Annotated in this window: 19 protein-coding genes and 1 pseudogene; 2 read left to right on the forward strand and 18 right to left on the reverse strand. The window is 60.4% G+C overall.

The genetic code is table 11. The features are described 5' to 3' along the window. Positions 1–2: 2 nt before the first annotated feature. Positions 3–3,497, reverse strand: coding sequence for a DNA polymerase III subunit alpha (gene dnaE, locus J5278_RS12385; protein ID WP_209183527.1), 3,495 nt, complete (start codon positions 3,495–3,497; stop codon positions 3–5). 358 nt (positions 3,498–3,855) lie between these two features. On the opposite strand from dnaE, the gene J5278_RS12390 reads away from it, so the two are divergent. Together J5278_RS12390 and J5278_RS12395 are read left to right on the forward strand one after the other, a co-directional pair. Then, positions 3,856–4,443, forward strand: coding sequence for a hypothetical protein (locus J5278_RS12390; protein WP_257623365.1), 588 nt, complete (start codon positions 3,856–3,858; stop codon positions 4,441–4,443). A gap of 108 nt (positions 4,444–4,551) precedes the next feature. After that, positions 4,552–5,016: a DUF5680 domain-containing protein gene (locus J5278_RS12395; protein ID WP_209183525.1), complete on the forward strand. Its 465-nt coding sequence runs from the start codon at positions 4,552–4,554 to the stop codon at positions 5,014–5,016. Between the two features lie 12 nt (positions 5,017–5,028). Here J5278_RS12395 and J5278_RS12400 read toward each other — a convergent pair whose 3' ends face one another. From J5278_RS12400 to nuoE, 17 genes and pseudogenes are all read right to left on the reverse strand, one after another. Further along, complete coding sequence (locus tag J5278_RS12400) at positions 5,029–5,712, reverse strand: ABC transporter ATP-binding protein (protein WP_209184097.1); 684 nt, start codon at positions 5,710–5,712, stop codon at positions 5,029–5,031. A 16-nt stretch (positions 5,713–5,728) separates the two neighbouring features. Next, positions 5,729–7,042 (reverse strand): lipoprotein-releasing ABC transporter permease subunit, encoded by a 1,314-nt coding sequence (locus J5278_RS12405; RefSeq protein WP_209183523.1) that lies wholly within the window; start codon positions 7,040–7,042, stop codon positions 5,729–5,731. A gap of 17 nt (positions 7,043–7,059) precedes the next feature. Beyond that, positions 7,060–8,382 carry a proline--tRNA ligase gene (proS, locus tag J5278_RS12410; protein ID WP_209183521.1) on the reverse strand — a complete coding sequence of 441 codons (1,323 nt, stop codon included), beginning with the start codon at positions 8,380–8,382 and terminating at the stop codon, positions 7,060–7,062. Between the two features lie 603 nt (positions 8,383–8,985). Next, positions 8,986–9,261, reverse strand: coding sequence for a DUF1467 family protein (locus J5278_RS12415; RefSeq protein ID WP_111220589.1), 276 nt, complete (start codon positions 9,259–9,261; stop codon positions 8,986–8,988). 116 nt (positions 9,262–9,377) lie between these two features. Beyond that, positions 9,378–9,782, reverse strand: a complete 405-nt coding sequence (gene mce, locus J5278_RS12420) for a methylmalonyl-CoA epimerase (protein WP_209183519.1) — start codon at positions 9,780–9,782, stop codon at positions 9,378–9,380. A gap of 22 nt (positions 9,783–9,804) precedes the next feature. Next, complete coding sequence (locus J5278_RS12425; RefSeq protein ID WP_209183517.1) at positions 9,805–11,475, reverse strand: ribonuclease J; 1,671 nt, start codon at positions 11,473–11,475, stop codon at positions 9,805–9,807. Positions 11,476–11,491: 16 nt separating this feature from the next. Beyond that, positions 11,492–12,256 (reverse strand): biotin--[acetyl-CoA-carboxylase] ligase, encoded by a 765-nt coding sequence (locus J5278_RS12430; RefSeq protein ID WP_247749030.1) that lies wholly within the window; start codon positions 12,254–12,256, stop codon positions 11,492–11,494. Next, entirely contained in the window at positions 12,253–13,692 is a 1,440-nt protein-coding gene (nuoN, locus tag J5278_RS12435) for an NADH-quinone oxidoreductase subunit NuoN (RefSeq protein ID WP_209183512.1), read from the reverse strand. The genes J5278_RS12430 and nuoN overlap by 4 nt, the downstream gene beginning before the upstream one ends. 17 nt (positions 13,693–13,709) lie before the next feature. Further along, complete coding sequence (locus J5278_RS12440) at positions 13,710–15,218, reverse strand: NADH-quinone oxidoreductase subunit M (protein ID WP_142829046.1); 1,509 nt, start codon at positions 15,216–15,218, stop codon at positions 13,710–13,712. Continuing rightward, positions 15,218–17,203: an NADH-quinone oxidoreductase subunit L gene (nuoL, locus tag J5278_RS12445; protein ID WP_209187387.1), complete on the reverse strand. Its 1,986-nt coding sequence runs from the start codon at positions 17,201–17,203 to the stop codon at positions 15,218–15,220. The genes J5278_RS12440 and nuoL overlap by 1 nt, the downstream gene beginning before the upstream one ends. Before the next feature lie 7 nt (positions 17,204–17,210). Next, on the reverse strand, positions 17,211–17,519 hold the full coding sequence (nuoK, locus tag J5278_RS12450) for an NADH-quinone oxidoreductase subunit NuoK (RefSeq protein ID WP_004122490.1): 309 nt from the start codon (positions 17,517–17,519) through the stop codon (positions 17,211–17,213). A 30-nt stretch (positions 17,520–17,549) separates the two neighbouring features. Beyond that, complete coding sequence (locus J5278_RS12455; protein WP_142829048.1) at positions 17,550–18,164, reverse strand: NADH-quinone oxidoreductase subunit J; 615 nt, start codon at positions 18,162–18,164, stop codon at positions 17,550–17,552. 153 nt (positions 18,165–18,317) lie between these two features. Further along, on the reverse strand, positions 18,318–18,809 hold the full coding sequence (gene nuoI, locus J5278_RS12460) for an NADH-quinone oxidoreductase subunit NuoI (protein WP_111220581.1): 492 nt from the start codon (positions 18,807–18,809) through the stop codon (positions 18,318–18,320). 39 nt (positions 18,810–18,848) lie between these two features. After that, positions 18,849–19,892: an NADH-quinone oxidoreductase subunit NuoH gene (gene nuoH / locus J5278_RS12465; protein WP_209183508.1), complete on the reverse strand. Its 1,044-nt coding sequence runs from the start codon at positions 19,890–19,892 to the stop codon at positions 18,849–18,851. A gap of 12 nt (positions 19,893–19,904) precedes the next feature. Further along, positions 19,905–21,986, reverse strand: coding sequence for an NADH-quinone oxidoreductase subunit NuoG (nuoG, locus tag J5278_RS12470; protein ID WP_209183506.1), 2,082 nt, complete (start codon positions 21,984–21,986; stop codon positions 19,905–19,907). Between the two features lie 325 nt (positions 21,987–22,311). Next, positions 22,312–23,616 carry an NADH-quinone oxidoreductase subunit NuoF gene (gene nuoF / locus J5278_RS12475; RefSeq protein WP_142829051.1) on the reverse strand — a complete coding sequence of 435 codons (1,305 nt, stop codon included), beginning with the start codon at positions 23,614–23,616 and terminating at the stop codon, positions 22,312–22,314. A 285-nt stretch (positions 23,617–23,901) separates the two neighbouring features. Continuing rightward, positions 23,902–24,768 (reverse strand): annotated as a pseudogene (nuoE, locus tag J5278_RS12480) (NADH-quinone oxidoreductase subunit NuoE); the annotation flags it as partial. Between the last annotated feature and the right edge of the window lie 15 nt (positions 24,769–24,783).

Consider the following 24,783-nt stretch of genomic DNA (forward strand, 5'->3'; position numbering starts at 1 on the left):
TGTCAAACCAGCTCGACGTCGATGACCCCCGGTGCACTTCGCATGGCGGCCGCGATTTCGGGAGATATGCGGTATTTGTTGGGCAGTGCGACTTCGACCTCGCGCTTGCCGTCTTCCTTGATGACGATGAAGGATACCAGGCCGTCGCCCCTGGCGTTCAGATGGGCGGCCACCATCTTCAGCGGGCCTGAATCACGCACGAAGACGCGCATGGCCTTCTGCATCTGCAACGATTTTTCCTCCAGCGATTGCACGGAATTCAGCCGCAGGCTGATACCTTCCGGCCTCTCCTCGGCGGCGGCGGTCAGCACGAAGGATTTGCCCACCTCAAGGATTGCGCGGTACTGGGCCAGCAGTTCGGAAAACATGACAGCCTCGAACTGGCCGGTGGCGTCCGAGAATGTGTAGATACCCATCTTGTTGCCGGTGCGCGTCTTGCGCTCCTGCTTGGCGATGACGGTGCCGGCCAGCCGCGCATTGCCGGCGCCGTGCTTGATGCCGGCAGAGAAGTCGGCAAAGCTCTGCACTCGTAATTTGTCGAGGACCCCGCTGTAGGCATCGAGCGGATGGGCGGTGAGGTAGAAGCCGAGCACCTGGAACTCCTTCAGCAGCCGTTCAGACGCAAGCCACGGCGTGAAGGCCGGGAAGGAAATCTTTTCAGGCCCGGAGGCGGAGCTCGAGCCGAACATGTCATGCTGGCCGCTGCGGCGGTTTTCCTGCGCGAGCTGGGCATAGCCGATCAGCCGTTCCATGCCTGCCAGAAGCTGGGCCCGGTCGATGCCGAAGCAATCGAAGGCGCCGGCATACAGCAGGCTTTCCAGAACGCGGCGATTGACCTGTTTCGGGTCGATACGCAGGCAGAAATCTTCAATACTGGCAAAGGGCTTGTCGCCACGCACCTCGACGATGTGCTCGACGGCGGCATCGCCAACGCCCTTGATGGCAGCCAGCGAATAGAAGATCGTCCTGTCCCCGGTCTGGAAATGGCGGAACGAGGTCTGCACCGACGGCGCCACGACCTCGATGCCGAGGCGCTTGGCATCCTGACGGAAATCGTTGACCTTTTCAGTGTTGGCCATGTCCAGCGTCATCGACGCGGCTAGGAACTCAACCGGGTAATGGGCCTTCATATAGGCCGTCTGGTAGGAGACGATGGCGTAGGCGGCGGCATGCGACTTGTTGAAGCCGTAATTGGCGAATTTGGCCAAGAGTTCGAAGATGTTGTCGGACTGCACCTTCGAGACGCCGTTCTTCATCGAACCTTCGACGAAGCGAACGCGCTGCTGGTCCATCTCCGCCTTGATCTTCTTGCCCATGGCGCGGCGCAAAAGATCCGCCTCGCCAAGCGAATAGCCTGACAGGACCTGGGCGATCTGCATCACCTGTTCCTGGTAGACGATGACGCCCTGCGTTTCCTTGACAAGGTGATCGATCATCGGGTGGATCGACTCGATCTCCTCCTCGCCGTGCTTGCGGGCATTGTAGGTCGGGATATTTTCCATCGGGCCGGGACGATAAAGCGCCACAAGCGCGATGATGTCCTCGATGCAGTCCGGCCGCATGCCGAGCAGCGCCTTGCGCATCCCCTGGCTTTCCACCTGGAAGATACCGACCGTTTCGCCGCGCGCCAGCTTCTCGTAGGTCACCGCGTCATCAAGCGGAATGGTGGCGAGGTCGACCGAGATGCCGCGTAGCTTCACAAAATCGACTGCCGTCTTCAGCACCGTCAGGGTCTTGAGGCCGAGAAAGTCGAACTTGACGAGGCCAGCCTGTTCGACCCACTTCATGTTGAACTGGGTGACCGGCATGTCGGAGCGCGGATCGCGGTACATCGGCACCAGCTTCGACAGCGGCCGGTCGCCAATGACGATACCGGCGGCATGGGTCGAGGCGTGGCGATAGAGACCCTCCAGCTTCTGCGCGATGTCAAGCAGGCGGGCGACCACCGGCTCCTTCTCGGCCTCCTCCTGAAATCGCGGCTCGTCCTTGATCGCCTGTGCGAGCGTCACCGGATTGGCCGGGTTGTTCGGCACCAGCTTCGAGATCTTGTCGACCTGGCCATAGGGCATTTCCAGCACGCGGCCGACGTCGCGCAGGGCAGCGCGGGCCTGCAGGGATCCGAAGGTGATGATCTGCGCCACCTGCTCGCGGCCGTATTTCTTCTGGACGTAGCGGATGACTTCTTCGCGCCGGTCCTGGCAGAAGTCGATGTCGAAGTCTGGCATCGACACACGATCGGGATTGAGAAAGCGTTCGAACAGCAGCGAGAAACGCAAAGGATCGACGTCGGTGATGGTCAGGGCATAGGCCACCAGCGAGCCCGCACCCGATCCGCGCCCGGGACCGACCGGGATATCCTCGTTCTTCGCCCACTTGATGAAGTCGGCAACGATCAGGAAGTAGCCCGGAAAACCCATGCGCTCGATAACGCCGAGTTCGAATTCCAGCCGGTCGCGATAGACCTGTTCGTCATAGCCCGGCGCCGTGCCGAGCGTCGCCAGCCGCATGTCGAGCCCTTCGACAGCCTGGGCCCGCAATTCAAGCGCCTCGGCGCGTTCGGCCTCCTTCGGATCATCGCTGGCACCGGTAAAGCGCGGCAGGATCGGCTTGCGGGTCTGCAGTACGAAGGCACAGCGCTCGGCGATCTCGACGGTGTTAGCCAGCGCCTCCGGCAGATCGGCAAACAGCTTCGCCATCTCGGCGCGGCTTTTCAGATAGTGGTCCGGTGTCAGGCGAAACCGGCTGTCGTCCGAGACGATCGCATTATGGGCGACGGCCATCAGCGCATCATGGGCATCATAGTCGTCGCGGGTCGGAAAGAAGGCCTCGTTGGTGGCGACCAGCGGCAATTCGTGCTCGTAGGCGAGTGAAATCATGCGTTGTTCGTGGCGGCGATCATAGGTGCCGTGGCGCTGCAACTCGACATAGAGCCGGTCGCCGAAAAGCGCCTTCAGGCGCAGCAGCCTCGCCACCGCCTTCTGCGGATGGCCTTCCTTGATTTCGATATCGACGGGCCCACCAACGGAGCCGGACAGCGCGATCAGGCCGTCGGTACCGATCTCCTCCAGCCAGGACGCCTTGACGTGCACAGCTTGACTATTGTCGCCGCCGAGATAGGCGCGGCTGACGAGATCGACCATGCGCTCGTAGCCGGCGTCGCTAGCCGCAAGAAGCACGATGGCAGGCAGCTTGGCGAGCCCCTGCTGGCCGTTGCGCTTCTCGCCCTCGACGGCATCTTCCATGTCGATCGAAACCTGGCAGCCGATGATCGGCTGCAGACCCTCGTCCATTGCCTTCTGGGAGAACTCGAGCGCGATAAACAGGTTATTGGTATCGGTGATCGCCAGAGCCGGCTGGCTGTCGCTTGAAGCCTTGGCGAGGATCTTCTTAAGCGGCAAAGCGCCTTCTAGAAGCGAATATGCCGAATGCACACGCAGGTGCACGAACTCCGGCGACGATCCAGAATGTCCGCCCTGCCTGTCAGTTGCCTCTGCCATGATAAGCCCTTCCGCATGCCCGAATGAATCGGTCCTATTGTCGGCATAGCGGCTGGCAAAGTCCAGAACAACTCAGGTCGGCAAGACCACGTGGCGGTGGTCGTACCCGAAAACTTACATCGCCATGACGATGATCGACAGGCTGGTGACGAACATGACGATGGAGGCGAAAGCGGCGACGTCTCGAATAATATCGGTCATTGGGCCTCTCCGGTGTTGTTATGTTCCTTATATGTTCCCTTTATATTCACCTGTCAACAGTATTTTCTGCGAGCTTGATTCAAATGCCGCCATGCTAGGCCCCATGACTGGGACGCGCACCGACGCCATGCTATGAGCGTGCGTGGAGGAGATGATTATGAAAAATTTGGCCTTGGCGCTGCTCAGTGCCGCCTTATGCGTGTCGAGTGCGTTTGCCGGCGATATCGGGCCGGGAAAGATCATCGGAGCTGCGATCGGCGACTGGAACAGGGACGGCAATGCTGACCTCGCCCTGCTCATCGCCCCTGAGGAAGACGGCGACGACATCGGCATCTACATCTACCTGCGCGACAAGGAGCATCTTCTTCTACATCTCGCCGCAGCAGCACCGAACAAGGTATCCGGCAATACCAGTCTCGACGGTATGTTCGGCCGGGACCCGGGCATATCAGCGCTGCCCAACGGATCGATCTCCGTCCATTCGGAAAACAGCGGTGGCGGACGCGACCGCTGGGAGCAGACGCTGACGATCGCCTATCGCAACGCGACATTCGTCGTCGCCGGCTTCACCTACACGCATCACGACACGCTGGATCCCGAAAGCAGCGGCACTTGCGACTATAATGTGCTCAGCGGCAAGGTCAGCAGCGGTGGCAAGGAACGCAAAGTCGACGCGAGGACAGCCGCAGTTGCCGACTGGGCGGATCAAACCGCCATGGACGCGTGTGGCATCCGCGATGAATGAGCGTCGGGACAATTACAGCGCCTGCAGTCAGATGCCTTTGTTCTTATTTTGTTCTTTACATGGCCGCGTGAAAATGCAACCCTGAGAATGCATCCTGGGGGAGAAGTTATGGATCCGGCGCTGCTGAATGACTTTATCGTCGTGGCGAAATCGCAGACTTATGTGGCCGATGCGGCGAAACTATCTTCCTGTCGTCCGGGGTCTCACGACATCGGCTATGAGCGCGGTCGGTGGCGTTATCTCGACAGCTATTTTGGAGGCTCCGATTTTGCCGGCCAGGAGGTGGCGTGGTTATCAGGCAAGCCCGTCTGGGCAATGAATTATTTCGGGAAGATCATCGAGCCCGCACTGATCGATGCAGTGAAGGCAGGCTGCGTCATCAAGGCAGCGTTGCGGCATCTGTATGTCGAGGAGAAGCGGTTCCTCGGTGGGTTGCAGTTCGACCATGACTTCGGTCGCTACACGGACGAGAGTAGCGGTGATTGCACCCATTTCAGCGGGCGCGAGCATATCATCGTAGACGGCCGCACCGCCTATGAACTCGATTATCGCGGCGGCCTCATCGTGCCTTGACCGGCACGACGATCAGAATTCGACGACCTTGCCGCCCGAGATTGTAACGCGACGGTCCATGCGGGCAGCGAGATCGTGATTGTGGGTGGCAATCATCGCCGCCAGACCAGATTGGCGCACCAGCGCCTCCAGGGCATCGAAGACGTAGTGGGCGGTGCCGGGGTCGAGATTGCCCGTCGGTTCGTCGGCGAGAAGCACCAGTGGCGCATTGGCGACGGCACGGGCGATGGCGACGCGCTGCTGTTCGCCGCCGGAGAGTTCGGCTGGGCGGTGCTCGCCGCGATGGCCGACGCGCATGTAATCGAGCAGTTGGCTTGCCCTGACCCGGGCTTCCTTCTGCGTCAGTCCGGCGATCATCTGCGGCATCATGACGTTCTCGATGGCCGAGAATTCAGGCAGCAGGTGGTGGAACTGGTAGACGAAGCCAATGTCGTTGCGACGGATGGCCGTGCGCTTCTCGTCGGTGAGGTTGTTGCAGGGATTGCCGTTGATCGTCACATCGCCAGCATCCGGCTGCTCGAGCAGGCCGGCGACGTGCAGCAGCGTTGACTTGCCGGTGCCGGACGGGGCGACGAGCGCAACGATTTCGCCGCGATGGAGCGCGAAATCTGCGTCCTTCAGGATAGAGAGCATGGTCTCGCCCTCGCCATAGTGGCGATCGATGCCGGTCAGCTGAAGCACGACGTTGGATTTCATGGAGATGCTGGCATCCTTATTCATAGCGCAGCGCCTGGACCGGATCGAGCCGCGAGGCTCGCCAGGCGGGGAAGATCGTGGCGAGGAAAGACAGACCAAGCGCCATGACGACGACGGTGACAGTTTCGCTGAGGTTCATCTCCGCCGGCAGCTTGCTCAGGAAATACAGCTGCGGATCGAACAGGACGGTACCGGATACCCAGGAGAAAAATTTGCGAATGGATTCGATATTGATGCAAACGAGAACGCCGAGCGCGACGCCACCAAAAGTGCCGACGATACCGATGGCTGCCCCGGTCATGAAGAATATCCGCATGATGGAGCCGGATGTCGCCCCCATCGTCCTGAGAATGGCGATGTCGCTGCCCTTGTCTTTCACTAGCATGATCAGGCCGGAGATGATGTTCAGCGCCGCGACCAGCACGATCATCGTCAGGATCATGAACATGACGTTGCGCTCGACCTGGAGTGCCGAGAAGAAAGTCTCGTTGCGGGCGCGCCAGTCGGTGAGATAGACCTGCCGTCCGGCTGCAGCCTCAATCAAAGGCTTGATGGTATCGACATCGTCGGGCTTGGTGACGAAGATCTCGATGGATTGGACGATGCCGGGCGAGTTGAAATAAAGCTGCGCCTCTTCGAGCGGCATGAAGACGATAGAGGAATCGTATTCGGACATGCCGATCTCGAAGATACCGGACACCGTGTAGGATTTGACGCGCGGGTTGACGCCGAATGGCGTGACGTCGCCGTCGGGGGCAATGAGAGTGATCTGGTCGCCGGCGGCCAGACCCAGCTGCTGCGCCATGCGCGAGCCGATCAGCACACCGGTGCCGGCGGCAAAGCCCACCATGTCACCGTTCTTTATGTTGCCGGAGACGGTCTTCAGCTTCTCAAGATCCTCGGCACGAATACCGCGGATCAGCGCGCCGCTACCGACGCCACCCCGGCCGGAGGCGAGCGTTTCGCCCTCCACCAGCGGCAGGGCCATGGTCACGCCGGGAACGGCCGCAAACTTCTTGGCAAGTGCCGCGTAGTCGTTCAACGGAGTGTCGATAGGCTGGACGATGACATGGCCGTTAAGGCCGAGGATACGGGAAATCAGTTCGGTGCGGAAACCGTTCATGACCGCCATCACGATGATCAGCGTCGCGACGCCGAGCATGATGCCAATGAAGGAAAAGCCCGCAATCACCGAGATATAGGCTTCCTTGCGCCGGGCGCGCAGGTAGCGCCAGGCAACGAGCCGTTCGAATGCAGAAAATGCACGCGACGGCGAGCGAGCGCCAGACGTCTTTTCCTGTTTGGCCACTGCTGCGCCGCTTACCGCCATACCCTGTCGTCCTTCGCTCAGCCCAGAAGCCGGTTGATTGCAGCGTCCATGGTCATGGTCTCGCGCGCACCGGTCTTGCGATCCTTGACCTCCACCTCGCCCGACGCAACGGAGCGTGGACCGACGATGATCTGCAGCGGCACGCCGATCAGGTCTGCCGTCGCGAATTTCGTGCCGGCCCGGTCGTCGCGGTCATCGAGGAGGATGTCCCTGCCCGCCTTGGTAAGCGTCGAATAAAGCTTTTCGCAGGCAGAATCACAGGCTTCGTCACCCGCCTTCATGTTGATGATGATGGCATCGAAGGGAGATACGGATGCTGGCCAGATGATTCCGTTTTCATCGTGCGACGCTTCGATGATGGCAGGCACCAGACGTGTCGGTCCGATGCCGTAGGAGCCCATGTGAACGAGGTGCTCCTTGCCATCGGGACCCTGTACCTTGGCGTTCATCGGCTCGGAGTATTTGGTGCCGAAATAGAAGATGTGGCCAACTTCGATACCGCGCGCGGACAGGCGCTCGCTATCGGGGATGGCATCGAAGGCCGCCTCATCGTGCATTTCGGAAGTGGCGGCGTAGACCGATGTCCACTTTTCGAAGATCGCGTTGATGCCGGCGATATCGTCGAAGTCAGTGTCCTCGGCAGGGATGTCGAATTTCACAAAGTCGCGGTGGCTGAAGACTTCCGACTCGCCGGTGTCGGCCAGAATGATAAACTCATGGCTGAGGTCGCCGCCGATGGGGCCGGTGTCGGCGCGCATCGGGATGGCGCGCAGGCCAAGCCGCTCGAACGTCCGCAGGTAGGCCGCGAACATCTTCTTGTACGAATGTTCGGCACCCTCCTTGGTCAGGTCGAAGGAATAGGCGTCCTTCATCATGAACTCGCGCGAGCGCATGGTGCCGAAGCGCGGACGGATCTCATCGCGGAATTTCAGCTGGATGTGATAGAGGTTGAGGGGCAAATCCTTGTAGGATTTGACTGACGAACGGAAAATGTCCGTGATCATTTCCTCGTTGGTCGGGCCGTAGAGCATGGGCCGGTCCTGACGGTCCTTGATGCGCAGCATTTCCTTGCCATACGCTTCGTAACGTCCGCTTTCCTGCCAGAGTTCGGCCGACTGAAGCGTCGGCATCGACAGCTCGATGGCGCCGGAGCGGTTTTGCTCCTCGCGAATGATGTTGTTGACCTTGTCGAGAACACGCTTGCCGAGCGGCAGCCACGAGTAGATGCCCTGGCTCTGCTGGCGGATCATGCCGGCGCGCAGCATCAGTCGATGCGAGACGATTTCCGCTTCCTTGGGATTTTCCTTGAGGATAGGCATGAAGTATCGGGACAGGCGCATCGCATATTCCAGAGGTTGTACGAATCCACTACTGGCGGAATCGCAAAAAAGTTAACGCTGGGGGCGTTCATAGCTGCTTCGCGGACGGAAAGAAACCCGCATTTGCCCGCCTTCACGGCGCATCGGGGGAGCGGCATGCACCATCCCCACCTTTCGGCGGACCGCGCCAAAATGACGCACGATTGACGACTTTAGTAAAAACTTGTCAACAGAAAAAATTTGCGCGGGTGTAACAAATATGCAAAAAAACAGATGACAAAGCCCCCTCCTTGGGCTAGTTTCAGCTCACAAAAGAGGCAGGATGATTAAATTCCTGTCGATCTCGCGGTCAAGTCTTGGGAGGATTAGATCTTAGGCGCGCTTAGTCGCAGCCCCGGTAACGGTTACGGATCACGCGATACTTTGAAAACAAGGCTTCTGGCCTTGTTTTTTTTTGGCCTTTCACGAAGCCCGAAATATTAACAGCAAGGCGGCGGATTACACTTCGCGCAGTGCCGTCTATGCATCCGATAGATGACGGGCGTATGACACACGGGATGGGTTGCAGCGATGACAGCAACCCTGCCGATTATCGCGCGCAAAGCGCTGCGATATCCAATTCCACTATTCGAAGCGCGGAACGATCTGCGGAATGGCGTCGATGCTGAGGCCCAGATAGGTGGAACAGATATACCACGTGCCGTAGAGAATACCGGATGTCAGCGTCGTCAGCATCACCACCCTTGCAGCCCTGAATTTCGTTGGGGCGCTTGCCACGGTGCCGAGCACAACATGGTTATCTTCCTCCTGCGTCCGGAGGCCGATTGGCAGAATGGCGAAGAGCGTGATCCACCACACTACAAAATAGACTGCCATTGCCGATAGAACAGGCTGTATCATGCTGCGCTCCTCACCACAGATGGCAGCCAGCGGAAATCAAAGCCGGACTGCACACTCTCCCGCTCCGACTATAAGGGCAACGCGGGGCGGCGCCAAGCACTGCCGCGTGCGTCTTGTCAGATCTGTTCGAGCTCGATCAGCGTGCCCATGAAATCCTTTGGATGAAGAAAGAGCACCGGCCTGCCATGGGCGCCTATCTTCGGCTGACCGTCGCCAAGCACCCTCGCCCCGCCGGCAAGCATCCGGTCGCGGGCCGCGATGATGTCGTCCACCTCGTAGCAGACATGGTGCATGCCGCCATCCGGATTTCGGGTAAGGAATGCCGAAAGCGGCGAACCGGTGCCGAGCGGCTCCAGCAATTCGATCTTGGTATTGGGAAGTTCGACGAAGACGACTGTCACGCCGTGGTCAGCGAGCGCCTGCGGCTGAGACACCGCCGCCCCCAGTGTGTCCCGGTAGACAGCGGCAGCGGCAGCCAGGTCGGGAACGGCAATGGCAATATGATTGACCCGCCCGAGCATGGCTGCCTCCGTGTGTGATGCCTCAGATCTTGTTCATGAAGACGGTGACGATCGGCTTCTTCCCCCAGACGGCATTGGCTGTCGAGCGAACGGCGCGGCGTACCGCTTCCTGCAGCATGGCGATATCCTTGCGGCGAGCGCGCGGAATGCTTTCGATGGCGCTGACGACCGCGTGGAACAGCGTGTCCTCCATCTCTTCGCCCTCGACGTCGAACTGCGGCAGGCCGATCGCAACGAGGTCGGGGTCTCCGACGATGTCCAGTTTGCTGTCGAGCAGAACGTTGATGGTGACATGGCCAACGAAGGAGAGCTTCTTGCGGTCGCCGATGCCCATTTCATCGTAGTCGCCGATCAGCGTGCCGTCCTTGAAAATACGGCCGTGCGGCGCTTCGCCGATGACTTCGACGGGACCTGGCGCCAGGCGCAGAATGTCGCCGTTGCGAACCTTCGGCACGAGCGGAATACCGGACTGCTCGCCGAGCAGTTTCTGGGCGACGAGATGGGCGGCCTCGCCGTGCACAGGCACGAGCACCTGTGGGCGAACCCACTGGTACATCTGCTGCAATTCGTTGCGGCGGGGATGGCCGGAGACGTGCACGAGGGCATCGTTGTCGGTGATGATCTGGATGCCCTGCTCGATCAGGCCGTTCTTGATATCGCCAATGGCCTTTTCGTTGCCGGGAATGGCGCGCGACGAAAACACGACGATGTCGCCGGACGACAGCGCGACGTTGCGCATCTCGTCGCGGGAGAGCTTGGCGAGTGCCGCGCGCTGCTCGCCCTGACTACCGGTCAGGATGATGACGACCTTGTCGCGCGGGATGTAGCCATACTCGTCTTCGGCGATGAATGGCTTAATGCCCTCCATCAGGCCATTGTCGCGGGCAACCTCGACGACGCGCTTCAGCGACGAACCAAGCAGCAGGATCTCGCGTCCGGCTGCTTCCGCAGCCTGGGCGACGGTGCGGATACGACCGACGTTCGAGGAGAAGGTGGTGATCGCCACGCGGCCTTCGGCGCTGGCGATGATCCTGCCGAGACTTTCGGACACGGATCTTTCGGAAGGGGAAACGCCGTCGCGCATGGCGTTGGTAGAATCGCAGAGCAGCGCCAGAACGCCCTCGTCGCCAACCTGGCGGAAGCGGGCTTCATCGGTGAAAGGTCCAAGCGACGGCTCGTGGTCAATCTTCCAGTCGCCGGTGTGGACGACATTGCCGAGCGGCGTACGGATGACCAGCGACATCGGCTCGGGAATGGAATGGTTCACGCCGATAGCCTCGACTTCGAACGGACCGATATTCACCCGGTCGCCGGCCTTGAACGGCGTGATCGGGATCTGGCCCATTGTGTTGCGCTCATAGTTGCGCTTGGCTTCCAGCAGGCCGGCGGTGAACCCGGAGGCGTAGACCGGGACATTCAGGCCGGGCCACAGATCGTTGAGGGCGCCGTAGTGGTCCTCGTGGGCGTGGGTGATGATGATCGCCTTGAGGTTCTTGCGTTCCTTGGCGAGGAAACGGATGTCAGGCAGCACGAGATCGACGCCCGGCAGGTCCGGACCGGGGAAAGTCACGCCGCAATCGACCATGATCCATTGACGATGGTCCTTGGGGCCGTAGCCGTAGAGCGCGAGATTCATACCGATCTCGCCAACGCCGCCCAGCGGCAGGAACACCAGTTCGTCTTGATTAGCCATTCTGTTCTTTAATCCATTATCCGAAAAAGACGTCGCCTGCGGCGATCGTCATCAGCCGGCCATCGCCGGTATCGAGCTTGAGCAAGCCACTATCATCTATCCCTGCGAAATGGCCGGAAATCGACCGGTCAGGCAGGTTTACCGTTATCTTCTCACCGATGCCGCAGGCGACCCTTCGCCAACGCGCCACCGTTTCCGCCACACCGTGGCCGCCGTTCCATTCCTTCAAAGCCTCTGCCATCGCCGCATAGAGGTGCGCAAACAACTCTTCCGGTGAAACTGCAGCACCTTGCTCGGCAAGCGAAGTCACCGGGTATAGCGGGTTGTCGGGCATGACCGCAACATTTATGCCGATGCCTATGACAAGTGCGTAGCGGCCGTCAGACAGCGCCTCGCCCTCGATCAGGATGCCGCTGGTCTTTTTGCGGCCGATGAGGAGATCGTTCGGCCATTTGACTTCGACCGGGTTACCGCCGGCTGGCATCACCGATCGCACTGCCTCCTGGACCGCAACCGCGACTGCCAGAGGAAGCGACCCAATCCGCTCCATCGGCGCGAGATCTATGAGCAGAAGGGAAGAATAGAGATTGCCGGGCTCGGACGCCCAGGCACGGCCACGACGCCCGCGCCCACCTGTCTGCCTTGAAGCCGTGACCCAGAGATTGCCGCTGTCGCCGGCCCGTGCCCGCGACAAGCACTCGCTGTTGGTAGAGATCGTCTCGCCAAGCGCCACGTGCCGATAGTCGACCTCCCGCCGACGTCCTGTATCCGCCGCCGTCAAAACAGCGTCGTGGCCGCGACGTCTGCCGCCGTGCCAAGCGCGCCGCCGAAGAAGGCATAGGCGAGCACGAAGATGCATGAAGCGCCGAAGACGATGCGCAGCGTGCCGGGAACCCGCGCAAACTCGACAGTCGCCTTGTCGAACCACATGACGCGGACGACGCGCAGATAGTAGTAGGCACCGACGACCGAGGCCATCAGGCCGATGACCGACAGGGCATAGAGCTTTGCTTCGACGGCCGCCGTGAAGACGAAATACTTAGCAAAGAAGCCAGCCATGGGCGGAATGCCGGCCATGGAAAACATCTGGATCGTGAGCACGAATGCCATGAAAGGATTGGTCACCGACAGGCCGGCGAGATCGCTAACCTTCTCGACGCGTGTTCCGTCCTTAAGGCGCATGGCCATGATGCAAGCGAAAGCGCCAAGCGTCATGATCATGTATATCAGCATATACATCATCACGCTCGACACGCCGTGTGCATTTGCGGCGGCAAGGCCGACCAGTGCATAGCCCATGTTGGCGATCGACGAATAGGCCATCAGCCGCTTGATGTTTGGCTGGCCGACAGCGGCAAAGGAACCGAGCAGCATCGAGGCGATTGCGACGAAGATGATGATCTGCTGCCAGTCGCCGATGACAGGGTGGAAAGCAGTGGTGGTGATACGCACCAGCAGCGCCATGGCGGCAACCTTGGGTGCGCCTGACAGAAATGCGGTTACGCCGGTGGGTGCACCTTCGTATACATCGGGCGTCCACATATGGAACGGCACGGCCGAGATCTTGAAGGCGAGACCGGCGATCACGAAGACCAGGCCGAACACCAGACCGAGCGAGCGTCCGCCGGCCAACGCCGTGGCGATGCCATCGAACGTCGTGTGGCCGGTGAAGCCGTAGACCAAAGACATGCCGTAAAGCAGCATGCCGGACGAAAGGGCGCCGAGGACGAAATATTTGAGGCCGGCTTCCGTCGAGCGCAGGCTGTCTCGATTGATGGCGCAGACCACGTAAAGTGCCAGCGACTGCAGTTCCAACGAAAGGTAGAGCGAAATCAGGTCGTGGGCCGAGATCATCAGGACTATGCCCAGCGTCGCCAGCAGCAGCAGGACCGGATATTCGAAGCGGTCGAGCTGCTCGTCGCTGCCCTCGCCCATCACCATGAACATGGCGACGCCAGAGCCCACCAGCGCCGTGATCTTCATGAAGCGCGCGTAGCCATCGGCGACGTAGGCACCGCCATAGGCTGAGCCGGTGCCCTGGACGAACAGGATCCACAGCGCTGCGGCGGTGAGCACCAGAATGGCAAGTCCAGTGACCAGCCGCCCCGAGCGTTCACCTGCGAACACGCCGACCATCAGCAGCACCAGCGCGCCGATAGCAAGGATGATCTCCGGGACGGAGAGATAAAGACTAGCTGAAATTGTTTCCGCGATCATGTCAATACGTCCCGTTCTTACTTCGGCTGTGGTGCAAGCGGCGTGACGTGCAGCGCAGCATTGTAGTTATGTATCAGCAAGTCGACAGACGCAGCGGAGACGTCGAAAACAGGCTGCGGATAAATCCCGAAGAACAGCGTCACCAGGATCATCGGATAGACGATGAACTTTTCCCGGATCGAGATGTCGAGGAGGTCCTTGATCTTCGGGTTGGTGACCGCGCCGAAGATCATTCGGCGATAGAGCCAGAGCATATAGGCAGCCGACAGGATAACGCCGGTAGCGGCAAAGAACGCTGTCCAGGTGCTGATGCGGAAGACGCCGATCGTAGTCAGCAACTCGCCGACGAAACCGGACGTGCCGGGCAGACCGACATTGGCCATGGTGAAGAACATGAACGCCACTGCGTATTTCGGCATGGTGCTGACGATACCGCCATAGGCGGTGATGTCGCGGGTGTGCATGCGCTCATAGATAACGCCGACGCAAAGGAACAGCGCGCCAGAGATAAGACCGTGCGACAGCATCTGGAACAGGGCGCCGTGGATGCCCTGCTGATTGACCGCGAAGATACCCATCGTCACGTAGCCCATGTGGGCGACCGAGGAGTAGGCGATCATCTTCTTGATGTCCGTCTGCATCAGGGCCACGTAGGACGCGTAAATGATGGCGATGACCGAGAGCACCATCATCATCGGCGCGAAATAGGCAGAGGCATCCGGGAACATCGGCAGCGAGAAGCGCAGGAAGCCGTAGCCGCCGAACTTCAGAAGCAGCGCCGCAAGGTCGACCGAGCCTGCCGTCGGCGCCTCGACGTGGGCGTCGGGGAGCCACGTGTGGAACGGCCACATCGGCACTTTCACCGCGAAGGAAACAAAGAACGCCAGCCACAACCAGAACTGCATTCGCTCCGTATAGTGATGCGCCAGGATGTCCGGAATCGCCGTCGAGCCGACCTCGTTGTAGACGACGATGATCGCGACCAGCATGAAGATCGAGCCGAGCAGCGTATAAAGGAAGAACTTGAACGAGGCATAGATGCGCCGTGGGCCACCCCATACGCCGATGATCAGGAACATCGGGATCAGGCTGGCCTCGAAGAATACGTAGAACAGCACGATATCGAGCGACGCGAACACGCCGAGGATGACCGTTTCGAGCACCAGAAAGGCGATCATGTAGTCGCGGACGCGGTAGGTGATCGCATTCCATGAGGTCAGCACGCCGAACGGCATCAGGAAGGTCGACAGCACGATGAACAGCATGGAAATGCCATCGACACCGACATGATAGGAGATGCCGCGGGCAAGCCAGTTGTATTTCTCGACCATCTGGAAGCCGGCGTTGCCGTTGTCGAAGCCGATCCAGACGAAGAGTGAGACCACGAAGGTGACGAGCGTCGTCACGAGCGAGATGATCATGATGTTCTGGCGGCCGGCGGGTGTGTCGTCACGCATGAACAACAACAGCAGGCAGCCGACCAGCGGCAGGAAAATGACCGTGGAAAGAATTGGCCAATCGGTCATCAGATAGAACTCCCGAGCATCATCCAGGTAACGAGGGCTGCAACGCCGAGCAGCATCGCGAAGGCATAGTGGTAGAGGTAGCCGGTCTGCAGGCGAACGACCTGGTTGGCAAGGTCGACGACACGGGCGGCAACACCGTTCGGGCCGAACCGATCGATCGTGCCTTCATCGACGCCGTGCCACAGGAAGCGGCCGAGCGCCTTGGAGGACCGGACGAACAGAAAGTCGTAGAGTTCGTCGAAGTACCACTTGTTGAGCAGGAACTGGTAGAGCACGCGCTGCTGGCGCGCCAGCGCCTTCGGGGTCTCGGGCGACTTGATATACATGTACCAGGCCAGCACGAAGCCGATGACCATGGCGATGAACGGGCTGAGCTCGACCCAGGTGGGCAGGTGCTCCATTTCTTCCAGGATATGGTTGGACGGCGCCATGAACAGGGCACCCTTCCAGAAATGTTCGAAACCTTCGCCGACGAACTCCGTATGGAACAGGAAACCGGCGGCAAGTGCGCCAAGGCCCAGCACGTAGAGCGGCACCAGCATGACGTTCGGAGATTCATGCACATGGTGCATGACCTCGTGCGAGGCGCGTGGCTTGCCGAAGAAGGTGAGGAAGATCAGGCGCCAGGAGTAGAAGCTGGTGAACAGCGCGGCAATGACCAGCAGCGTGAAGGCGAAGCCTGCGACCGGGCTGTTCGAGGCGAAGGAGGCCTCGATTATGGCATCCTTGGAGAAGAAGCCGGCAAAGCCGATCGAGGTGAACGGAATGCCGAAGCCGGTGATTGCCAGCGTGCCGACGATCATCATCCAGAAGGTCTTCTGGATATGCGGACGCAGGCCGCCCATCTTGCGCATGTCCTGCTCGCCGCCGACGGAGTGGATGACAGAGCCGGCGCAGAGGAACAGCAGCGCCTTGAAGAAGGCGTGGGTGAAGAGGTGAAAGATCGCCGGGCCATAGGCGCCGACGCCCAGCGCCACGAACATGTAGCCGAGCTGCGAACAGGTTGAATAGGCGATGACGCGCTTGATGTCGTTCTGGACCAGGCCGACGGTTGCCGCGAAGAACGCGGTGATGGCGCCGATGGTGGTGACGACGACCAGCGCATCCGGCGACAGTTCGAACAACGGAGACATGCGGGCGACGAGGAAGACACCGGCCGTCACCATGGTCGCGGCATGGATCAGCGCCGACACCGGTGTCGGGCCTTCCATGGCATCCGGCAGCCAGGTGTGCAGCAGGAACTGCGCCGACTTGCCCATGGCACCCATGAACAGCAGCAGGCAGACGGCGGTCAGGGCATTGGTGTGATTGAGGTGCATGCCGAGGAAGCTGAGCACGACCTGATCGGCGCGGCTATTTGCAGCAAAGGACTGGGCGTTCGAGAAGATCACGTCGAAGCTGACCGAGCCGAACAGCACGAAGACGCCGGCGATGCCGAGCAGGAAGCCGAAGTCGCCGATGCGGTTGACGACGAAAGCCTTGATGGCGGCGGCGTTCGCCGAAGGCTTCTGGAACCAGAAGCCGATCAGCAGGTAGGATGCCAGGCCGACGCCTTCCCAGCCGAAGAACAGCTGCAGCAGGTTGTTGGCAGTCACCAGCATGAGCATCATGAAGGTGAACAGCGACAAATAGGCGAAGAAGCGCGGACGGTTGGGATCGTCGTGCATGTAGCCGATCGAGTATATGTGCACGAGTGTCGAGACCGTGTTGACCACGACGAACATGACGGCAGTCAGCGTGTCGATGCGGAGCTGCCAGGAGACATCGAAGCGGCCGGACTGCATCCAGCGGAACAGGTCTACGACGAGCGTTTCCTGGGTGCCGAGGGCAACCTGGAAGAAGACGATCCACGACAGCACGGCGACGATGATCATCAGGCCGGATGTGAGATATTCCGACGCCTTGGCGCCCATCTGCCTGCCGAAATAGCCGACGATCAGGGCACCGATCAGGGGAAGAAAGACGATTGCCTTATACAACAACATAGCGCGATCAGCCCTTCATCACATTGACGTCTTCCACGGCGATGGAGCCGCGGTTTCGGTAGAAGACCACCAGAATTGCAAGGCCGATGGCAGCTTCAGCAGCAGCGACGGTCAGGATGAACAGCGCGAAGACCTGGCCGACGATGTCGTTCAGGAAAGACGAGAAGGCAACCATGTTGATGTTGACCGCAAGCAGGATCAGCTCGATCGACATCAGGATGATGATGACGTTCTTGCGGTTCAGGAAGATGCCGAAGACGCCGAGCACGAAGAGGATGGCGCTGACCGTCAGGTAGTGGGAAAGACCGATGACCATAGTGTTGTTCCTTTATCCCCGCGTCTCAGCTCAGATGCCCTGCCCGGGCTTGACGGAAACTACCTCGACGGCAGTCGCCGGCGTACGGGCAACCTGTTTGGAAATATCCTGGCGCTTGATGTTCACCCGATGGCGCAGCGTCAGCACGATGGCGCCGATCATCGACACCAGCAGCACGAGGCCGGCGATCTCGAAGAAGAAGACGTAGTTTGTATAGAGGACGTCGCCGAGCGCTGCGGTGTTCGTGCGGGTGGCAAGATCGGGGATGGGCATCGCCACGGTCTTGGCGATCTCAGGCGAAATGACGCTGCCGCCGACCACGACGATCAGTTCGGCAGCGAGGATGATCCCGATTATCGCCCCGATCGGCGCGTAGCTCAAAAGCCCGGAGCGCAGTTCGGCAAAGTCGACGTCGAGCATCATGACGACGAAAAGGAACAACACCGCCACGGCGCCGACATAAACGACCAGCAGGATCATCGCCAGGAACTCGGCACCCAGAAGCAAGAACAGGCCGGCCGCGTTGAAGAATGTCAGGATGAGGAACAGGACCGAGTGAACCGGGTTCCGCGCCGAAATGACCATGAACGCCGACGCTACCGCGATGAAGGCGAACAGATAGAAAAATAGAGCCTGCAGACCCATGTTGGTGCCTTTTTCATCTTCCCCCGGGCAATCGGGAGAAAACCCCCGGCCCGATCCGGCTTCGCAACAATGACGCGAAGCCCCGGTCTATCTTGAACCATGGCGATGGCGAAAAGTGCCGCCGGCCGTCATGGCATATTCAGGCGCAACGGCTCAGCGATAGGGCGAGTCGATTGCGATGTTGCGAGCGATTTCGCGCTCCCAGCGATCGCCGTTATCCAGAAGCCGCTGCTTGTCGAAATACAGTTCTTCGCGGGTTTCCGTGGCAAACTCGAAATTCGGCCCCTCGACGATGGCGTCGACCGGGCAGGCTTCCTGGCAGAAGCCGCAATAAATGCACTTCACCATGTCAATGTCATAACGAACGGTGCGGCGGGTTCCGTCGTTGCGGCGCGGGCCAGCCTCGATGGTGATCGCCTGCGCCGGACAGATCGCTTCGCACAGCTTGCAGGCGATGCAGCGCTCTTCGCCGTTCGGATAGCGGCGCAACGCATGCTCGCCCCGGAAGCGCGGGCTGACCGGTCCCTTTTCGAAGGGATAGTTGATGGTCGCTTTCTGCTTGAAGAAATAGCGCATCGTCAGCAGGAAGGCGCCGGCGAATTCCTTCAGAAACAGCGAGCCGATGGCGTTGGATAATCCGGCCATTTTAAACTCCAAATCTGCATGAAAGCGAGACGGACATGATCATGCCCATCCCGTCAGCTTCAGGACGAATGCGACGATGACGACCATGGCGAGCGACAGCGGCAGGAATACCTTCCAGCCGAGGCGCATGAGCTGGTCGTAGCGGTAGCGCGGAACGAAGGCCTTGACCATGGCGAACATGAAGAACACCAGGCACGACTTGATCAGGAACCAGATGACGCCGGGAACCCAGTTCAGGAACCAGACATCCAGCGGAGGCAACCAGCCGCCGAGGAACAGGATCGTCGTCAGCGAGCACATCATGACGATGGCGCAATATTCGCCGAGCATGAACATCATGTACATCGACGAGCCGTACTCGACCATGTAGCCGGCCACCAGCTCGGACTCCGCTTCAGGAAGATCGAAGGGAGGACGGTTCGTCTCGGCCAGCGCCGAGATGAAGAAGATGATGAACATCGGGAACAGCGACAGCCAATGCCAGTCGAGGAAGGACGAGGGCAAGCCGATCTTGGTGCCAAGGCCGATCTTCTGAGACAGCACGATGTCGGAGAGATTGAGAGAGCCAACGCAGAGCAGCACGGTAACGATCACGAGGCCGATCGAGACTTCGTAGGAGACCATCTGTGCCGCAGAACGCAGCGCGCCGAGGAACGGATATTTCGAGTTCGATCCCCAGCCGGCCATGATGATGGCGTAGACCTCGAGAGACGAGATCGCCAGGATGTAGAGGATGCCGACATTGATGTTGGCGATGACCCAGCCGTTGGCCAGCGGAATAACCGCCCAGGTCATCAGCGCCAGCGTCACCGAAACCAGAGGCGCCAGCAGGAAGACGCCCTTGTTGGCGCCCGCCGGGATCAGCGGCTCCTTGAAAATGAACTTCAAAAGGTCGGCAAACGACTGAAACAGGCCGAAAGGACCGACGACGTTGGGGCCGCGACGCAGTTGCACTGCGGCCCAGATCTTGCGGTCGGCAAGCAGGATGAAGGCGATGAAGACCAGCAGGCAGACGAGCAGCAGGAGCGACTGTCCAACCATGATGATCGTCGGCCAGACGTAGGCCATGAAGAATGAATCCATCGTCCCCTACCCTTACTCTGCCGCAGCCTGGAAGTTGTTGCGGGCCAATGCCGAGCACTCCGCCATAACAGCGGAGGCGCGGGCTATCGGGTTCGTCAAATAGAAGTCTTTGATCGGCGACGCAAACGCGGATTTGCCCATCTTCCCGGCTTTCTTCGACAAAGCGACAATTCTGGCACTGTCAGCCACGGCGATCTCGTCGATCTCAGCGAAATGCGGGAATGCAGCGTAGAGTTTCGACCGCAACTGGCTCAGCGAATCAAATGGCAGCTTCTTTCCGAGGACGTCGGAGAGAGCCCGGAGGATCGCCCAATCCTCGCGCGCATCGCCCGGTGCGAAGCCGGCGCGGTTGCCCATCTGGACACGGCCCTCGGTATTGACCCAGATACCCGACTTCTCGGTATAGGTCGCGCCGGGCAGGATGACGTCGGCGGTGTGGGCACCCTGGTCGCCATGCGACCCGATGTAGACGGTGAACTTGGCGGTCTTGGCCGAGAAATCCATCTCGTCGGCGCCGAGTAGGAACAGAACATCCATCGCCGTCAGCATGGCGGCCGCGTTGACGCCCTTCTCACCCGGCACAAAGCCGAGATCGAGGCCACCGACGCGGGAGGCAACCGTGTGCAGAACGGCAAGCCCGTTCCAGCCCTCGGTGACTGCACCAACTCCGACGGCAAGCTTAGCGACGTTTGCAACGATGTCAGCTGCATCTTCGCGGATGAACGCGCCGGATCCGACGATGATCATCGGGCGTTCGGCATTCTTCAGGATCTCTGCAAAAGCGTGGCCGCCGTTGACGACGTCCAGCAGCGTATCCGGACCTGCACCGAGATAATCGTACTTGTAACGCATCTCGCCGCCTTCACCGATCACGCCGATCGGGAACTTGCCTCGACGCCAGCGCTTGCGGATACGCGCGTTGAGGACAGCAGCCTCATAACGCGGGTTGGCGCCGACGATGAGCAGCGCGTCTGCCGCCTCGATGCCCTCGATGGTCGGATTGAAGACATAGCTGGCGCGACCAAGCGACGGATCGAATGCCGCCCCATCCTGGCGACAGTCGAGGTTTTCAGACCCGAGCGCCTTCATCAGTTCGGAAAGGGCGTACATTTCCTCGACCGAGGCGAGATCGCCGGCGATTGCGCCGATCTTGTCGCCCGACGTGGAGGCGACTGCCGACTTGATCGCGGCAAAGGCTTCCGCCCAGGTAGCGACCTGCAGGCGACCGTCGCGACGGACATAGGGCTTGTCGAGACGCTGCGTCTTCAGGCCGTCCCAGATGTACCGGCTCTTGTCGGAGATCCATTCCTCGTTGATAGCATCGTTGGTGCGCGGCAGGATGCGCATGACTTCGCGACCACGGGTATCGACGCGGATGGCGGAACCGAGCGCGTCCATGACGTCGATCGATTCGGTCTTGTTGAGTTCCCACGGACGGGCCGTGAAGGCGAATGGCTTTGATGTCAGCGCGCCGACCGGGCAGAGGTCCACGACATTGCCCTGCAGCTCGGAGGTCATTGCCTGCTCGAGATAGGTGGTGATTTCTGCATCCTCGCCACGGCCGATGAGGCCTAGCTCGGAGATGCCGCCGACTTCGGTGGTGAAGCGGACGCAGCGCGTGCAGTGGATGCAACGGTTCATCACGGTCTTGACCAACGGGCCGATATATTTGTCCTCGACCGCACGCTTGTCTTCGCGGTAGCGCGACGAGTCGATGCCGAAGGCCATCGCCTGGTCCTGCAGGTCGCATTCGCCACCCTGGTCGCAGATCGGGCAATCCAGCGGATGGTTGATGAGCAGGAATTCCATCACGCCCTCGCGGGCCTTCTTGACCATAGGCGTGTTGGTGAAGATTTCCGGGAGTTCGCCGTTCGGGCCGCCTCTGATATCGCGCACGCCCATAGCGCAGGAAGCCTGCGGCTTCGGCGGTCCGCCCTTGACCTCGATCAAGCACATGCGGCAGTTGCCGGCGACTGACAAGCGTTCGTGGAAACAGAAGCGCGGAACTTCGGCGCCGGCTTCCTCGCACGCCTGGATGAGCGTGTAGTGATCCGGGACTTCGATCTCTTTGCCGTCAATCTTCAGTTTTGCCATCGTCCACTCAGTCCTGTTTCGCATTTGCCGCCGGACCCGGCTGCAACAAATTCATGACCGCAACAGCCTCGCCGTCAAACGGCCGAGAAGCCGCGCGCGATGCAATTGCCTAGCATTCCGCCTACAGAGACCACCACCCGGTCGCCCGCTGCCCCCAAGCACCCGAATCAACGGAGACGATCCGCAACACGGCTGCTTCCTTCATTCTACCGACAGTTGCCCGGGTCAACCGCGTATCTGTCGCCATCTCGTCGGGTCACCGCTTTCGCTGCCCCGCAACAGTCGGAGGGCGGCGCCTATTCGTGCGTCGCCATTACCGTTATTCCTATTCCGCCGCCTCGAGTACGGCGCCGTGGTCCAGCGCGTTGGCACTGTACTGGTCGATACGCTTTTCGATCTCGGGACGGAAATGCCGGATCAGGCCCTGCACTGGCCATGATGCCGCGTCGCCAAGTGCGCAGATCGTGTGGCCTTCGATCTGCTTGGTGACCTGCAGAAGCATGTCGATCTCGCGCTTCTGGGCATTGCCCTTCGCCATGCGCTCGAGCACCCGCCACATCCAGCCGGTACCTTCGCGGCACGGCGTGCACTGGCCGCAGCTCTCGTGCTTGAAGAAGGCCGAGATGCGGGCAATCGCCCTGATGACGTCGGTGGACTTGTCCATGACGATAGAGGCGCCGGTACCGAAGGACGAACCTGCGGCCCGCATGCCGTCGAAATCCATAATGCCGTCGATCATGTCCTTGGCAGGAACGATCGGGCAGGATGCGCCGCCGGGAATGACCGCCAGCAGATTGTCCCAGCCGCCGCGGATGCCACCGGCATGCTTTTCTACGAGCTCGCGGAAGGTGATCCCCATGCTTTCTTCAACGGTGACCGGCTTATTGACGTGACCGGACAGCATGAAAAGCTTGGTGCCGACGTTGTTCGGGCGACCTATGCCGGAGAACCATGCAGCGCCACGGCGCAGGATGGTCGGCGCAACGGCGATTGACTCGACGTTGTTGACCGTCGTCGGGCAGCCGTAGAGGCCCATATTGGCCGGGAACGGCGGCTTCAGGCGCGGCTGGCCCTTCTTGCCCTCGAGGCTTTCGAGCAGCGCGGTTTCCTCGCCGCAGATGTAGGCGCCGGCGCCGTGATGGACGATGATGTCGATGTCGTAGCCGAGCTTGTTATTCTTGCCGAGCAGGCCGGCATCATAGCATTCGTCGATCGCCGCCTGAAGCGCCTCGCGCTCGCGGATGTATTCGCCGCGCACGTAGATGTAGGCGTGGTTGGCGCCCATGGCGAAGGAGGCTATGACGCAGCCTTCGATCAGCGTGTGCGGATCGTGGCGCAGGATGTCGCGGTCCTTGCAGGTGCCCGGCTCCGATTCGTCGGCGTTGACGACGAGGTAGTGCGGGCGTCCGTCGTTTTCCTTCGGCATGAACGACCATTTAAGGCCGGTCGGGAAGCCGGCGCCGCCACGACCGCGCAGGCCGGAGGCTTTCATCTCGTTGATGATCCAGTCGCGACCCTTTTCGAGGATCTGTTTGGTGCCGTCCCAGTGGCCACGGCTCATGGCGCCCTTCAGCGACTTGTCGCGAAGGCCGTAGATGTTTGTGAAGATGCGATCCTGATCGTTCAGCATGTGCTTATTCCGCCGGTTCGTCGATTATTTCGAGACGTGTTTCGATGCATGACAGTCGCATGTTCATACGTCCAACAGATCTATACAGATTGGCAACGTCGCCGCGAGCAGCGTTTGCGTTTAGCGTGTGGACTGTAAGCCGACCACGGGTCGACGCGACGCATTCATACGCTTCGGCGTTTCCGAGAACCATGTCGGCCAGAATAGGCTTCATGCTCATCTGGAGACGATCATTCGTGACGTTGGCCATTCCTGTCATCATCACTGCGGCTTCTTGGGCGTTGGCGCTGCAGGCGCTTCAGCCGGCTCTGTGGCGCCGGCCTTGGCCGGACCGGACGCTGTGTTGTCCGCCTTTGCCGGCTGTGCGTTCGGAGTACCCGCTGGCGCTGCCGACTTGCCATCGGCCGGGCTCTTCAGCGCAGCGTTGGTCTCGGCATCCGTGCTTTTCGGCTTTGCTGCCTCAGACGGCGGCGTTGTCGCGCCTTCAGCGGCAGGGGCAGCAGGCTCCGGCGGCTTGTCCTCTGCCTTGGTGTAGGGCTGGTATTCGCCGAGAAGAGCCGTCGGGCCACCTTCGGGGGAGGAGAACCAGCGGTCGATCTGCGGACCCGGCTTGATCTCGGCGCCCTTGCCGGCCTCGAACGTGTCGATGATCTCGCTAAGCCGTTCCGGTGTCAGGTCTTCGTAGGTATCGCGGCCGATCATCACCATCGGTGCATTGACGCAGGCCCCGAGACATTCGACCTCTTCCCAGGACAACGTGCCCTCGGCATTGCGGGCGAAGGTGTGCTCGTGGATCTTGCTCTTGCAGACATCCATCAGCTTCTGCGAGCCGCGCAGCATGCAAGGGGTCGTGCCGCATACCTGCACATGGGCGCGGGTGCCGACCGGTTGCAGCTGGAACTGGGTGTAGAAGGTAGCGATTTCCAGGACGCGGATATAGGCCATGCCGAGGATATCGGCGACCTTTTCGATCGCAGCCTTGGACACCCAGCCTTCCTGATCCTGCGCGCGCATCAGCACCGGGATCACCGCCGATTGCTGGCGACCTTCCGGATATTTCTGGATAGTCCGGTCCACCCATGCGGAATTCTCGTCGCTGAACGCGAAGCCGGCAGGCTGGAACTGATTTTCTGCTAGTCGACGAACGGACATACTTTCACGCCTTAT

This window comes from Rhizobium sp. B21/90, assembly GCF_019355815.1.
Taxonomy (GTDB): domain Bacteria; phylum Pseudomonadota; class Alphaproteobacteria; order Rhizobiales; family Rhizobiaceae; genus Rhizobium; species Rhizobium rhododendri.